Consider the following 13,839-nt stretch of genomic DNA (forward strand, 5'->3'; position numbering starts at 1 on the left):
GGGGGTGCGAAAGAGCGCTCTGACTAGCCGCTCTTGTCCCGGTTGGCAAGGTCTGGGAGGGCGGTATTTGGGGCATTTGCGCCTCCCCACGATGTCATTCCGGGGCGATGCGGAGCATCAAGCCCGGAATCCAGAGGTTTTGGCGCGAGATTCCGGGTTCTCGCTACGCGAGCCCCGGAATGACGCGTGGGTGCTCGGAAACGCGGCGCCGGTCGGCCGCTGGCCGACCTTACGCCCTCGCCCGCTCGTTGCGAATGGAGAGGAGTTCCACGGGGCGGTCGGGGATCACGATCCGGAAGGTGGCGCCGATGGTGCCCTCGACGAGGTGAATGTCGCCGCCATGGGCGCGGACGAGCTCGGCGGCGATCGCGAGCCCAAGACCACTGCCGCCGGGGCGGCCCGAGGTCTGGAACGCCTCGAACAGGTGCTCCCGGGTCTTTGTCGGCACGCCGGGGCCGGTGTCGGAAACTTCCAGAATCGCGACCGCACCCTCGCGCTTGCCGGTGATCCGGATCTGCTGCGGGCTGGTCGCGCTCGCGGCGTGGGTTTCCAGCGCCTGCGCCGCGTTGCGGACGAGGTTGAGCAGCACGCGGAACAGCTGGTCGGGGTCGGCATCGATCGACAGCCCGCGCTCGATTGCGGCAACCCAGGTGATCGAGGCATCGGAGCCAAGGCCCGCGGTCTCGCGCACCTCCACGACCACCGGCTCGATCAAAATCAGGCGGCGATCGGGCGCGGCCTCCTGGGCGCGGCCGTAGGACAGGGTCGACTGGCAGAACGCGATGGCGCGCTCGAGCGAGCGCACGAGCTTGGGCGCAAAGCGCTGCACCCGCGGATCGGGCACGCTCGCAAGCTGGTCGGACAACAGCTGCGCTGAGGCCAGCAGGTTGCGCAAATCGTGGTTGATCTTGGAGACGGCAAGGCCAAGCGCCGCGAGCCGGCTCTTCTGATGCAGCATCGACATCAGGTCGCGCTGCATGTCCGACAGCTCGCGCTCGGCAACCCCGATCTCGTCGCCGCGCTGGCTCGGCACGATGATTCCCGCCGAGCTCTCGGGGTTTTCATGGAAGCCCACCAGGCTCGCGGTCAGCCGCCGCATCGGCCGCACGAACAGATAGTGGAGCGCGAGATAGACGAGGCCCGCGGTCAGGACCGCGATGAACAGGGCGACGACCACGACGTTGCGGGAGAAGCGGTACATCGCCTGCCGCAGCGGCAATTCATCGGTGACGACCTCGATGAACTGCGCATTGCCGCTCGCCGGGCCGACGATGCGGATGGCCTGGTTGCCGGTCTCCAGCATCATCTGGAAGGAGCCGGTGATCGCCTGCCATGCCGTCATCTCGCGCAGGTCGATGTCGTGCTCGATCGCGGCAGGCAAGTCGGCGCTGGCGAGCAGACGGCGCTGCTGGCCCATCTTGATCGCGACCGCGCGCGCATTGATGCTCCTGAGAATCTGCCGCGACAGCGAGTCCGGGACCATGCCGAGCGGCGCGGCGTCGAGCACCAGCGCTGCGGTGTTCGCCGCGGCGACGCGGTCGTTCAGCCGGTTGACCCAGAAGTTGGCGATCGCGGGCACGTAGAGCATGCTCGCCGCGATCATCACGAGGGGGACGGTCAGCAGCAGCAGCTTGCCGGACAGGCCGAGCCGGCGCGGGGCACGCGGCCGCACCGCCGCCGGGTCAGGCGGCCCCATGGATTCCAGGTCTTGGCGCCCTAGGTCCTGGCGCTCCAAGCCCCTTTGGGCGGGCTGAAGGTCTGTCGCTGACACGAATATCGCCTTCGTTGGCCTCGACTCGCGGAGGATGCGGCCCCTGACACCGGTCGGTCAAATTACGGATCGCTAATCTGCCAACGTAGGATGTAGGCGCGGAAACTGCGAGTCGCTACCTCCACTGGGAAAAACCCCGCGGAAACAGCGATATTCGCCAATTGGACCCGCCGCGCAGCGTTGACGAAAAGGGGACGCTCCCTTATAAGCCGCGCCGAATTGTCCGCGATGACCCGGTGTGACACCGGGAGCGGCTCTTTTGGGGCCGGAAAGGGCCCGCTTTGGGCCGCATCTTTCGGACGTATCCATCAATTCCAAAGGCAAATTGCCCGGTCAGCGGAGAACAACCCGTGAAGCGGACTTATCAACCCAGCAAACTGGTGCGCAAGCGCCGTCACGGCTTCCGTGCCCGCCTCGCCACCGCCGGCGGCCGCAAGGTCCTCGCCGCCCGGAGAGCCCGCGGCCGCAAGCGTCTGAGCGCCTGAGCCGGACTGGCCCTTTTTGGGATTTCATCATGGATCGGCTGAGGCAGCGGGCGGATTTCCTCGCCGTTGCCAATGGCGCGCGGGTGAACAGGCCCGCGTTCGTCCTGCAAAGCCGTTGCCGCGATGACGCCGGCCCGATCAGGGTCGGCTTTACCGTTACCAAAAAAAACGGCACTGCCACCGAGCGCAATCGCATCCGGCGCAGGCTTCGCGAACTGGTGAAGCGCTGCGACCCAGTGTCGATGCACCCCCACCATGATTATGTGCTAGTCGGCCGCAGGGACGCGCTCACGCGCGACTTCGCGGTCATGCTCGACGACCTCCGCGCGGCGTTCGCCCAATCGCAGCGCCCGGCGTCGAAGGGACGTGGGCAGAAGCCCTCACTCACGGGCCGCAAACCGGACTGATGACGAGAATCCAGAGATGACCGACAATCGCAACACCATCATCGCCGTCATTCTGTCCGGCCTGGTGCTGATCGCCTGGCAGTATTTCTACAACGTGCCGCAGATGGAGAAGCAGCGCGCGCAGCAGCAGGCTCAGGCCGAGCTCCAGAAGAGCACGCCGCAGCCGACAGCCACCGCGACGCCCGGCGCCACGCCGCAAGCCGGCAACGCAGGCCAGCCGTCGGCGGCGCCGGCCGCGAACCAGCAGGCCCAGCCGGTCGTTGCCCGCGACACCGCGCTTGCCGCAGCCCCGCGCGTGAAGATCGACACGCCGCGGCTTGCCGGCAGCGTTTCGCTGAAGGGCGGACGCATCGACGACCTTGCGCTGGTGCAATACCGCGAAACGGTCGATCCGAGTTCGCCGCCGATCGTCCTCTATTCGCCCTCGGGCACGGCGGAACCCTATTACGCCGAGTTCGGCTGGGTGCCGGCGACGGGTGTCACGGCCAAGCTGCCGGACGCCCAGACCATCTGGCAGCAGGACGGCAGCGGCAGCCTGACGCCGTCGACGCCGGTGGTGCTGAAATGGGACAATGGCGAGGGCCTCAGCTTCCGCCGCACCATCTCGGTCGACGACCACTATCTCTTCACCATCAAGGACGAGGTGAGCAACGTCGGCAATGCGCCGGTCACGCTCTATCCTTTCGCCCTGATCTCGCGCCACGGCACGCCGCAGGTCTCGGGCTACTACATCCTGCATGAAGGCCTGATCGGCTATCTCGGCGACCAGGGCTTGCAGGAATACGCCTACAAGAAGATCGACGAAGCCAAGCAGGTGAACTTCAAGGCCACCAACGGCTGGCTCGGCATGACCGACAAGTACTGGGCCTCGGCGCTGTTGCCCGACACCAATGCCCAGCTCCAGGCCCGTTTCTCGTCGAACCCCACCGGCAATTTGCACACCTACCAGACCGACTATCTGCTCGATCCCGTCACGGTCGCGATCGGCGGCACCGCGACGGCCAATGCGCGGCTGTTTGCGGGCGCCAAGGAAGCCGGCGTCGTCGGCGTGTTCCCGTTCGCCGGGCTCGGCGGCTACAATAAGGATCTCGGCCTGAACCATTTCGATCTGTTGATCGACTGGGGCTGGTTCTACTTCATCACCAAGCCGATGTTCCTGGGGCTCGACTTCTTCTACCGCTTCTTCGGCAATTTCGGCATCTCGATCCTGCTCGTGACCGTGATCGTGAAGCTGCTGTTCTTCCCGCTGGCGAACAAGTCCTACGCCTCGATGGCGAAGATGAAGTCGATCCAGCCGCAGCTTCAGGCGCTCCGCGAGCGCTATCCCGACGACAAGGTGAAGCAGCAGCAGGAGATGATGGAGATCTACCGCAAGGAGAAGATCAATCCGGTCGCCGGCTGTCTTCCCGTGGTGATCCAGATCCCGGTGTTCTTCTCGCTCTACAAGGTGCTGTTCGTCACCATCGAGATGCGGCACGCGCATTTCTACGGCTGGATCAAGGACCTCTCGGCGCCGGATCCGACCAATTTGTTCACGCTGTTCGGGCTGATCCCGTTCGATCCGACCACGATCCCGGTGTTCGGCCACTATCTCGCGCTCGGCGTCTGGCCGATCATCATGGGCATCACGATGTGGTTCCAGATGAAGCTCAACCCGACGCCGCCGGATCCGACGCAGAAGATCATCTTCGACTGGATGCCGCTGATCTTCACCTTCATGCTGGCGGGCTTCCCCGCGGGCCTCGTGATCTACTGGGCCTGGAACAACATGCTCTCGGTGATCCAGCAGAGCTTCATCATGCGCCGCAACGGCGTGAAGGTGGAGCTGTTCGACAATCTCAAGGCGACGTTCGCAAAGAAGGCGACGTAGCCACAACTTCGAACCTCATCCTGAGGAGCGGCCGCAAGGCCGCGTCTCGAAGGATGGCCACGGGCACCGGGGTCTTCATGGTTCGAGACGGCGCTTGACGCGCCTCCTCACCATGAGGGACTAGCACTGGGCCGTGGCATGAGTGACGACATCGACGACAGGCTGATCGAAGCGGGGCGAAAGCTGTTCGCGCGCGAGTGGCGGTTCGTGTGGGCGTCGCCCTCGATTCAAACGCTGCCACCGATGGCGGGGCTGGAGGTCGCCTTTGCCGGACGCTCCAATGTCGGCAAGTCCAGCCTGATCAACGCGCTGACCGGCCGCAACAATCTCGCGCGCACCTCGCATACGCCAGGGCGGACGCAGGAGCTGATCTTCTTCGAGGGCCCCGACAACACCGGCCTGCGGCTCGTCGACATGCCCGGCTATGGCTATGCCAAGGCGCCGAAGACGCAAGTCGCATCCTGGACCGACCTGATTCACAAATTCCTGCTCGGCCGCGCGTCACTGGCGCGCGTCTACGTGCTGATCGACGCGCGGCATGGCCTCAAGGATGTCGATCTCGAAATCCTGAAGACGCTCGATCGCTCGGCCGTCAGCTACCAGATCGTGCTCACCAAGGCCGATCAGGTGAAGGCTTCCGAGCTTGGCAGCCGCATCACCGAGACCGAAGCGGCGCTGGCAAAGCACCCGGCCGCGTTTCCCAACGTGCTCGCGACCTCCTCGCGCAGCTCGACCGGCATGGAGAGCTTGCGCGCCGCGATGGCGCGGCTCTTGGAAGAGCGGGCATCGTGATGCCACGATTGTTGCGCCTGCCGATCGTCCTTGCCGGCCTGATGGGCGCGGCCGGCGTAGCGCTGGCGGCAGCCGCCGCCCATGGCGACGCCGCGGGCCGGCTTGGCCCGGCAAGCGCCATGCTGCTGTTTCATGCAACCATCATATTTGCCACCGTCGCACTGATCGCGCACGGCCTTCTGCACGGCGAAATTGGTCTTGTCGCAGCGTTCGGCTTCGTAATCGGGGCAGGATTGTTCGCGGGCGACCTCACCGTGCGCCAATATGCCGGCCACGGACTGTTTCCTTATGCCGCGCCGACCGGCGGCACGCTGTTGATTGCGAGCTGGCTGGCGGTGAGCGTCGCTTCGATGTGGCCAAGGAAGTAACGCTTCAACTTACCCTCCCCTGAAGAGGGAGGGTAGGAACATCGCTTTGCGTGAACGCCGCCAATCGGATAGAACGCGGCCGACAGTCCCGCCAGCGAGATCCGCCCCATGACCGACATCTCTCCGCTCGACCAGGCCCGCATCCTGTCCGAAGCGCTGCCGCACATGCAGCAGTACGACGAGGAAACCATCGTCATCAAGTATGGCGGCCATGCCATGGGCGACGAGGAGACCGCGAAGAATTTTGCCCGCGACATCGTGCTGCTCGAGCAGACTGCCATCAATCCGGTGGTCGTGCATGGCGGCGGGCCGCAGATCGCGACCATGCTCAAGCGCCTCGGCATCGTCTCCGAATTCGCCGCCGGCCTGCGCATCACCGATGCCGCGACCATCGAGATCGTCGAGATGGTACTGGCCGGCTCCGTCAACAAGCAGATCGTCGGCTACATCAACGAAGCTGGCGGCAAGGCCGTGGGGCTGTCCGGCAAGGACGGCAACATGGTGAAGGCGTCGAAGACGACGCGCACCATCATCGATCCGGACTCGCATATCGAGAAGGCGGTCGATCTCGGCTTCGTCGGCGACCCCGAGAAGGTCGACCTCACGCTGCTCAATCAGCTGATCGGCTACGAGCTGATCCCGGTGCTGGCGCCGCTCGCGACCTCCAAGGAAGGCCTGACGCTGAACGTCAACGCCGACACCTTTGCAGGGGCCGTCGCCGGCGCGCTGAAGGCAAAACGTCTGCTGCTGCTCACCGACGTGCCGGGCGTGCTCGACAAGTCGAAGAAGCTGATCCCGCAACTCTCCGTCAAGGACGCGCGGAAGCTGATCGCCGACGGCACCATTTCCGGCGGCATGATCCCGAAGGTCGAGACTTGCATCTATGCGCTCGAACAGGGCGTGCAGGGCGTCGTCATCATCGACGGCAAGATGCAGCACGCGGTGCTGCTCGAGCTCTTCACCAACCAGGGCACGGGAACGCTGATCCACAAGTGATGGACGAGCGGCAAAAGAGAGACGTCATGGCCGGGCTTGTCCCGGCCATCCACGACCTTTCGGCCCATACAAAGAACGTGGATGCCCGGGACAAGCCCGGGCATGACGAGCAGAGAACGAGGCGGCACGGTCGCTCTCCCCTCACTCGCTTCCTGATGACCCTGCCGACAGCGGCTTTGTCTTTCTTCTTCTCCTCCGCCCCGGCTCTCGCCGACCTCAAGATCTGCAACCGCATGTCCTATGTCGTGGAAGCCGCGATCGGCATCGACGACAAGGCGGCGACCGCGACGCGCGGCTGGTTCCGGATCGATCCCGCCACCTGCCGCGTGGTGGTGCAGGGCACGCTGACCGCCGACCGTATCCTGCTCAACGCCCGCGCGCTCGGCGTCTATGGCGCCTCGCCGATCCCGCAGAACGGCAGCGACATGCTGTGCATCGCGCAGGAGAATTTCGTGATCGCCGCCGCGCGCCAATGCCGCAGCGGGCAAACGCAAGCCGCCTTCACCCAGGTGACGCCGACCCAGGGCGACGACGGCAACCTCATCGCCTATCTGGCCGAGGACTCAGAGTATGACGACGAGCAGGCCCGGCTCGCCGGCATCCAGCGGCTGCTGGCGATCGCCGGCTATGACGCCGGCGCGATCGACGGCGTCGACGGGCCGAAGACGCAATCAGCGCTCGCCGCTTTCCTCAGGAGCCGCGGACTGCCGTCCGACGTCGTGCAGTCGCCCAACCTCTTCAAGACCATGGTTGACGCGGTGCAGACACCGTCAACGAGCGGCCTGACCTGGTGCAACGACACCCCGCACAGGGTGATGGCGGCGGTCGCGACCGACGACGGCAAGGCCGTGACGAGCCGCGGCTGGTACCGCATCGATCCCGGCAAGTGCCTGCATCCTGACGTCGCCGGCCAGCCGAAACAGATTTTCAGCTTTGCGGAAGCCGTCGACGCCGACAACCGCACCATCAAGCTGAAGGACAAGCCGCTGAACTGGGGCGGCGAGAAGCAGCTTTGCACGCGCGAGACCAAGTTCGAAACCAACGAGCAGGCCGATTGTGGAGCGCGAGGATTTGCGGCGTCGGGATTTGGCGCGGTGGACATGAGCAGCGGCGGCAAGACGCTGCGCTTTGCGATGCCGTGATGGTGTTGATGGGATGATGACGACGACGCCACACACTCCGTCGTCGTCCTGGCGAAAGCCAGGACCCACTACCCCAGGATTGGGTTTGGCGAAGAACGACGACCAGAGTGCCCCATCGATAAATCACGCGGTATGGGTCTTGGCTTTCGCCAGGACGACGATTGAGCGCAGAGCGCCGCCGCGGTCAACGGATAGAGATTTGTGATGACCCCACCCCGCCCCTTCACCCATATCGACACCTGGGTGTTCGATCTCGACAACACGCTCTACCCGCATCACGTCAACCTGTGGCAGCAGGTCGATGCGCGGATCGGTGAGTTCGTTTGCAGTTGGCTGAACGTGACGGCTGAGGAAGCCCGCAATATCCAGAAGGACTATTACCGCCGCTTCGGCACCACCATGCGCGGCATGATGACACTGCATGGCGTGCGCGCCGACGACTACCTCGCCTATGTGCACAAGATCGACCACTCGCCGCTGGAGCCGAACCCGGCGCTCGGCGAGGCCATCGCGAAGCTTCCGGGGCGCAAGCTGATCCTGACCAACGGCTCGGTCGACCACGTCGATGCCGTGCTGTCACGGCTCGGCCTCGCCACGCACTTCGATGCGGTGTTCGACATCATCGCGGCCGAATTCGAGCCGAAGCCGGCGCGGCAGACCTACCAGAAATTCCTGAGCCAGCACGCGGTCGATCCGACCCGGGCCGCGATGTTCGAGGACCTCGCCCGCAACCTCACCGTTCCGCACGAGCTCGGCATGACCACGGTGCTGGTGGTGCCCGACGGCACGAAGGAAGTGGTCCGCGAGGACTGGGAACTGGAAGGCCGCGACGCCGCCCATGTCGACCATGTCACGGATGATCTGGCGGGGTTCTTGGCGAGGCTGTCGCCGAAATCGTAGCCCGGCTGAGTATGCCTTGACTCCGCGGGCCCGAATCCCGAAAAAGCGTCCCAATTCATCACGCATCTCCGTCTTCCCGAGAGGAAATCCCGATGTCCCTCCAAGCCCTCGAATCCACCATCAACGGCGCCTTCGATGCGCGTGACGGCATCTCGACCTCCACCAAGGGCGAAGTTCGCGAGGCCGTGGATCATGCGCTGGAGATTCTGGACAAGGGCGAGGCGCGCGTCGCCGAGCGTGAGGCCAGCGGCAAGTGGAAGGTCAATCAGTGGCTGAAGAAGGCGGTGCTGCTCTCCTTTCGCCTCAACGACATGAGTGCCATTCCCGGTGGTCCCGGCAAGGCCTCCTGGTGGGACAAGGTGCCCTCGAAGTTCGACGGCTGGGGCGAGAACCGGTTTCGCGACGCCGGCTTCCGTGCCGTGCCCGGCGCGATCGTGCGCCGCTCGGCCTTCATCGCGCGCAACGTCGTGTTGATGCCGTCCTTCGTCAATCTCGGCGCTTACGTCGATGAGGCGACCATGATCGACACCTGGTCGACCGTCGGCTCTTGCGCGCAGATCGGCAAGCGCGTGCACATCTCCGGCGGCGTCGGCATCGGCGGCGTGCTCGAGCCGCTGCAGGCCGAGCCCGTCATCATCGAGGACGACTGCTTCATCGGCGCGCGCAGCGAGGTTGCCGAGGGCGTCATCGTGCGCAAGGGCGCGGTGCTGGCCATGGGCGTGTTCCTGGGCGCTTCGACCAAGATCGTGGACCGCGAGACCGGAGAGGTCTTCGTCGGCGAAGTGCCGGAATATTCGGTGGTGGTGCCGGGTGCGCTGCCCGGCAAGCCGATGAAGAACGGCCAGATCGGCCCAAGCACCGCCTGCGCGGTGATCATGAAGCGCGTCGACGAGCGCACGCGATCGAAGACCAGCATCAACGAGCTGCTGCGGGATTGATCTGCGTCTCCAAGGTCGTCCTGGCGAAAGCCAGGACCCGTACCGCGGAATCCCTCGTTGCGGATCGTCGAAGTACCGGGCAACGAATCTTCGCCAAACTACGCCCTGTGGTAATGGGTCCCGGCCTGCGCCGGGACGACGCCGATATCGGAATCGGCTCGCGCGTCGCAGCCCTGGGACCAGCAGAGCGAGCTCGAATTTGTCCCGCCCAGCGCTAGCCCGCCCAGCGGCATGCATGTTAAGCGGGGGTCATGACCGATGCCCTGTCCATTGCCCGCGATCTCATCCGCTGTCCCTCGGTAACGCCGGCCGATGCCGGTGCGCTCGGGGTGCTCGAAAGGCTCCTCACTGAGGCCGGCTTCACCTGCCATCGCGTGACCTTCTCCGAAGCAGGCTTTGCCGATGTCGACAATCTCTACGCGCGGATCGGCAGCGAAGGTCCGCATATCACCTTTGCCGGCCACACCGACGTGGTGCCGCCGGGTGATGAAAGCGCCTGGAGCGTCGGTGCGTTCTCCGGCGAGGTGAAGGACGGCGTCCTGCACGGCCGCGGCGCGGTCGACATGAAGGGCGGCATCGCCTGCTCGGTTGCAGCGGTGCTGGAGCATCTCGCTGCGAACGGCGGCAAGGCGCGCACTGACGGCAAGGGCTCGATCTCCTTCCTGATCACGGGCGACGAGGAAGACGTCTCGATCAACGGCACGATCAAGCTGTTGAAGTGGGCCGCGGCGCGCGGCGAGACGTTCGATCATTGCGTGCTCGGCGAGCCCTCCAATGTCGAGACACTCGGCGACACCATCAAGGTCGGCCGCCGCGGCTCGCAATCCGGCACGCTCCATGTCGAGGGACGGCAAGGCCACGTCGCCTACCCACACCGCGCGTCCAATCCGGTGCCTGATATCTCCCGGCTGATCGTGGCGATCTCGGAGGAGCCGCTGGACCATGGCAGCGCGCAATTCCAGGCCTCCAACCTGGAATTCACTTCCGTCGACGTCGGCAACTCCGCCTACAACGTGATCCCCGGCCAGGCCCGCGCCAAGTTCAACATCCGCTACAACGACAACCACACGCAGGCGAGCCTGCGTGAGCTGGTCGAGACGCGGCTGACCAAAGCCTGCGGCAACCGCATCCGCGCGCACATCGCCTGGGAGCCTTCGAACTCCAACGTGTTCGTCACCAAGCCCGGCCCGTTCACCGATCTCGCGGTCTCCGCGATCGAGGAGGTGACGGGACGCAAGCCCGAGCTGTCGACATCAGGCGGCACCTCGGATGCGCGCTTCATTTCCAGCTATTGCCCGGTGATCGAATTTGGCCTCGTCGGCCAGACCATGCACCAGGTCGACGAACGCGTAACGGTGGCGGACCTGGAGAAGCTGACGAAGGTCTATCGCGGGATTTTGACGCGGTATTTCGCTTAGGGCTTCCGCTGCCGCCGTTCACTCCGCCGTCGCCTCCCACTCCGCTGTCATCGTCCGCGAAGGCGGACGATCCAGTATTCCAGAGACAGCGACGAATACGGAGGAGCCGCGGCGTACTGGATTCCCCGCCTTCGCGGGGAATGACAATGGAGAGCGTGGCAAGAGCCTCAGTCGCTCGTCGCTTAGTAATCCACCCGCACCAGATACAGCCCCTGCGGCGGGGCGACGATGCCGCAGGCGGCGCGGTTGCGGGCGGCGAGCGCCGCGGAGAGGTCATCGGCGCTCCAGCGGCCTTCGCCGACCCAGACCAGCGAGCCGACCATCGAGCGGACCTGGCTGTGCAGGAAAGAGCGCGCCGAGGTGAGGATCGTCACCTCGCGCCCGTCGCGCAGCACGTCGAGCTGGTCGAGCGTCTTCTCCGGCGATTTGGCCTGGCACTCGGTATCGCGAAAGGTCGTGAAATCGTGCTTGCCGATCAGGCGCTGTGCGGCCGCGTGCATGGCGTCGGTGTCGAGCCGGCGCGCCACGCGCCAGGCATGGCCGGCATCGAGCGCGAGGTTGGCGCGCGTGTTGACGATCCGATAGCGGTAGTGGCGCTTGATGGCCGAGAAGCGCGCCTCGAAAGTTTCCGGCACGATCTCAGCTTCGAGCACCGCGATCGGAGCGGGGCGCAGATGCGCGTTCAGGCCATCGCGAAGGCGATCCGGCGCAAAGGGCTTTTCGATATCGACATGCGCGACCTGGCCAAGTGCATGCACGCCGGCATCGGTGCGGCCGGCGCCGTGCACGCGCACCGCCCTGCCGCACATTGCCTTCACGGCCATCTCGAGTGCGCCCTGCACGGAAGGCAGCGTCTCCTGCACCTGCCAGCCGCAGAACGGCGCGCCGTCATATTCGATGGTGAGCTTGTAGCGGGGCATTTTTCCCGGTGTCATCGTCCGCGCAGGCGGACGATCCAGTACGCCGTGACGGTTCGGTCCAATTTTCAAGTGCCTCGGCGTACTGGATACCCTGCCTTCGCGGGGTATGACAGTGTCAGGTGAATTTCGCACCCGCCTTCAGCGGCACGCCGCGCAAGAAGTCCGCAGCCTGCATCCGCGCCTTGCCCTCGCGCTGCAGCTCGATGATGCGGATCGCACCCTCGCCGCAGGCGATCGTGAGGAGGTCGTCGAGCACCTCGCCCGGCGCACCCGAGCCTTTTGCTAGCTCACAGCGCAGGATTTTGACGCGGGCGTTCTCGGTCACGCCAGTGAGCTCGCTCCAGGCGCCGGGAAACGGCGACAAGCCGTGGATGTGGCGTAGGACCGCGCGCGCCGGCTTGCTCCAGTCGATCCGCGCCTCGGCCTTGTCGATCTTGGCCGCATAGGTGACGCCGTCCTCGCTCTGCTTCTTGAGCTGGAGCCCGCCGCGTTCGAGCGCGGCCACGGCGCGCACCATCAGGTCTGCGCCGAGCCGGGCGAGGCGATCGTGCAGATCGGCGGCGGTCATGGTGTCCGAGATCGCAAGACGCTCGGCCATGGCGACGTCGCCGGTGTCCAGCCCCACGTCCATCTTCATCACCATGACGCCACTCTCGGCATCACCAGCCATGATCGCGCGGTTGATCGGCGCGGCACCGCGCCAGCGTGGCAGCAGTGAGGCATGCAGATTGTAGCAGCCGAGCTTTGGGGCATCGAGGATCGCCTGCGACAGGATCATGCCGTAAGCGACCACGACGGCCGCATTGGCGTCGAATGCGCGGAATTCGTCGAGCGCTTCCGGCGTCTTCAGCGTCTTTGGTGTCAGTACGGGAATGCCGAGCTTTCGCGCGGCGTCTTCCACCGGCGTCGGTTGCAACTGCAGCCCGCGCCGCCCGCCCGGCTTCGGCGCGCGAGTGTAGACGGCCACGATCTCGTGGCCATGCGCGACGAGCTCGAGCAGCGTCGGCACGGAAAAATCGGGCGTGCCCATGAAGATGAGGCGGAGAGGCATGGGGCGAGACAATCCTCAGAACGAGCAAGGTACTCGTCATGGCCGGGCTTGTCCCGGCCATCCACGCCCTTCTTGCTCGCGGAGCGAAGAACGTGGATGCCCGGCACAAGGCCGGGCATGACGGCGGAGGAGGCGCCTCACTCCACCGCGCGCTTGGCGGCTTTCTCGAACTTCTTGAACACGCGGTCGCGCTTGAGCTTCGACAAATAGTCGACGAACAGCACGCCATTGAGATGGTCGATCTCGTGCTGGATGCAGGTGGCGTAGAGCCCTTCGGCATCCTCCTCGTGCAGCTTGCCGTCGAGATCGATGAAGCGCACCCGCACCTTCGCAGGCCGCTCGACCTCCTCGTAATATTCGGGGATCGACAGACAGCCTTCCTCGTAGACCGACAGCTCCTCGGATGAGGCGACGATCTCCGGATTGATGAAGACGCGCGGCTCTCGCGCGGTCTCGCCGTTCTCGTCACGCTTGGCGAGGTCCATGGTGATGAGGCGCAGGGGTTGCGCGACCTGGATCGCCGCAAGCCCGATGCCGGGCGCGTCGTACATGGTCTCGAACATGTCGTCGGCAAGCTTGCGGATCTCCGCCGTGACCTTCTCGATCGGCTTGGAGACCAGACGCAACTGCTTGTCGGGCAGGATGATGATTTCTCTTAGGGCCATGGCGGCGATTTAAGCCGGCCGCCCGATGCGGTCAATGTGGCCGGGAACACCGTTAAAGGTTCGCTAACCATAAAAATTAGGCTTCCGTTAACCATAAAAATTCACTGCTGGTTAAC

General features: G+C 65.0%; 14 protein-coding genes. 10 read left to right on the top strand and 4 right to left on the bottom strand.

Annotated elements, in window-relative coordinates; genetic code table 11:
• Nucleotides 1–229: 229 nt before the first annotated feature.
• A complete protein-coding gene (locus SO180_RS07700) occupies nt 230–1,771 on the bottom strand; it encodes an ATP-binding protein (RefSeq protein WP_449378211.1) in 1,542 nt (513 codons plus the stop codon).
• Between the two features lie 350 nt (nt 1,772–2,121).
• On the opposite strand from SO180_RS07700, the gene rpmH reads away from it, so the two are divergent.
• The 10 genes from rpmH (at nt 2,122) to dapE (ending at nt 11,087) form a co-directional block, all read left to right on the top strand.
• A complete protein-coding gene (rpmH, locus tag SO180_RS07705) occupies nt 2,122–2,256 on the top strand; it encodes a 50S ribosomal protein L34 (RefSeq protein WP_008542748.1) in 135 nt (44 codons plus the stop codon).
• A 29-nt stretch (nt 2,257–2,285) separates the two neighbouring features.
• On the top strand, nt 2,286–2,663 hold the full coding sequence (rnpA, locus tag SO180_RS07710; protein ID WP_449378212.1) for a ribonuclease P protein component: 378 nt from the start codon (nt 2,286–2,288) through the stop codon (nt 2,661–2,663).
• Between the two features lie 16 nt (nt 2,664–2,679).
• Nucleotides 2,680–4,533, top strand: a complete 1,854-nt coding sequence (yidC, locus tag SO180_RS07715) for a membrane protein insertase YidC (RefSeq protein WP_449378213.1) — start codon at nt 2,680–2,682, stop codon at nt 4,531–4,533.
• Nucleotides 4,534–4,671: 138 nt separating this feature from the next.
• Nucleotides 4,672–5,325 carry a ribosome biogenesis GTP-binding protein YihA/YsxC gene (yihA, locus tag SO180_RS07720; protein ID WP_449378214.1) on the top strand — a complete coding sequence of 218 codons (654 nt, stop codon included), beginning with the start codon at nt 4,672–4,674 and terminating at the stop codon, nt 5,323–5,325.
• Complete coding sequence (locus tag SO180_RS07725) at nt 5,325–5,693, top strand: DUF423 domain-containing protein (RefSeq protein ID WP_449378266.1); 369 nt, start codon at nt 5,325–5,327, stop codon at nt 5,691–5,693. The genes yihA and SO180_RS07725 overlap by 1 nt, the downstream gene beginning before the upstream one ends.
• Nucleotides 5,694–5,801: 108 nt before the next feature.
• Nucleotides 5,802–6,689, top strand: a complete 888-nt coding sequence (gene argB, locus SO180_RS07730; RefSeq protein ID WP_449378215.1) for an acetylglutamate kinase — start codon at nt 5,802–5,804, stop codon at nt 6,687–6,689.
• A 155-nt stretch (nt 6,690–6,844) separates the two neighbouring features.
• Nucleotides 6,845–7,831, top strand: a complete 987-nt coding sequence (locus SO180_RS07735) for a DUF1036 domain-containing protein (RefSeq protein WP_449378267.1) — start codon at nt 6,845–6,847, stop codon at nt 7,829–7,831.
• A gap of 204 nt (nt 7,832–8,035) precedes the next feature.
• Complete coding sequence (locus tag SO180_RS07740; RefSeq protein ID WP_449378216.1) at nt 8,036–8,731, top strand: pyrimidine 5'-nucleotidase; 696 nt, start codon at nt 8,036–8,038, stop codon at nt 8,729–8,731.
• A 92-nt stretch (nt 8,732–8,823) separates the two neighbouring features.
• Entirely contained in the window at nt 8,824–9,669 is an 846-nt protein-coding gene (dapD, locus tag SO180_RS07745) for a 2,3,4,5-tetrahydropyridine-2,6-dicarboxylate N-succinyltransferase (protein WP_449378217.1), read from the top strand.
• A 251-nt stretch (nt 9,670–9,920) separates the two neighbouring features.
• Entirely contained in the window at nt 9,921–11,087 is a 1,167-nt protein-coding gene (dapE, locus tag SO180_RS07750) for a succinyl-diaminopimelate desuccinylase (protein WP_449378218.1), read from the top strand.
• Nucleotides 11,088–11,269: 182 nt separating this feature from the next.
• On the opposite strand, the gene truA is transcribed toward dapE, so the two are convergent.
• The 3 genes from truA to def form a co-directional block, all read right to left on the bottom strand.
• Nucleotides 11,270–12,007, bottom strand: coding sequence for a tRNA pseudouridine(38-40) synthase TruA (truA, locus tag SO180_RS07755; RefSeq protein ID WP_449378219.1), 738 nt, complete (start codon nt 12,005–12,007; stop codon nt 11,270–11,272).
• Between the two features lie 115 nt (nt 12,008–12,122).
• Nucleotides 12,123–13,058, bottom strand: a complete 936-nt coding sequence (gene fmt / locus SO180_RS07760) for a methionyl-tRNA formyltransferase (protein WP_449378220.1) — start codon at nt 13,056–13,058, stop codon at nt 12,123–12,125.
• A gap of 137 nt (nt 13,059–13,195) precedes the next feature.
• Nucleotides 13,196–13,723, bottom strand: a complete 528-nt coding sequence (gene def / locus SO180_RS07765; RefSeq protein WP_449378221.1) for a peptide deformylase — start codon at nt 13,721–13,723, stop codon at nt 13,196–13,198.
• Nucleotides 13,724–13,839: the final 116 nt, after the last annotated feature.

Source organism: Bradyrhizobium sp. UFLA05-112, from assembly GCF_053572325.1.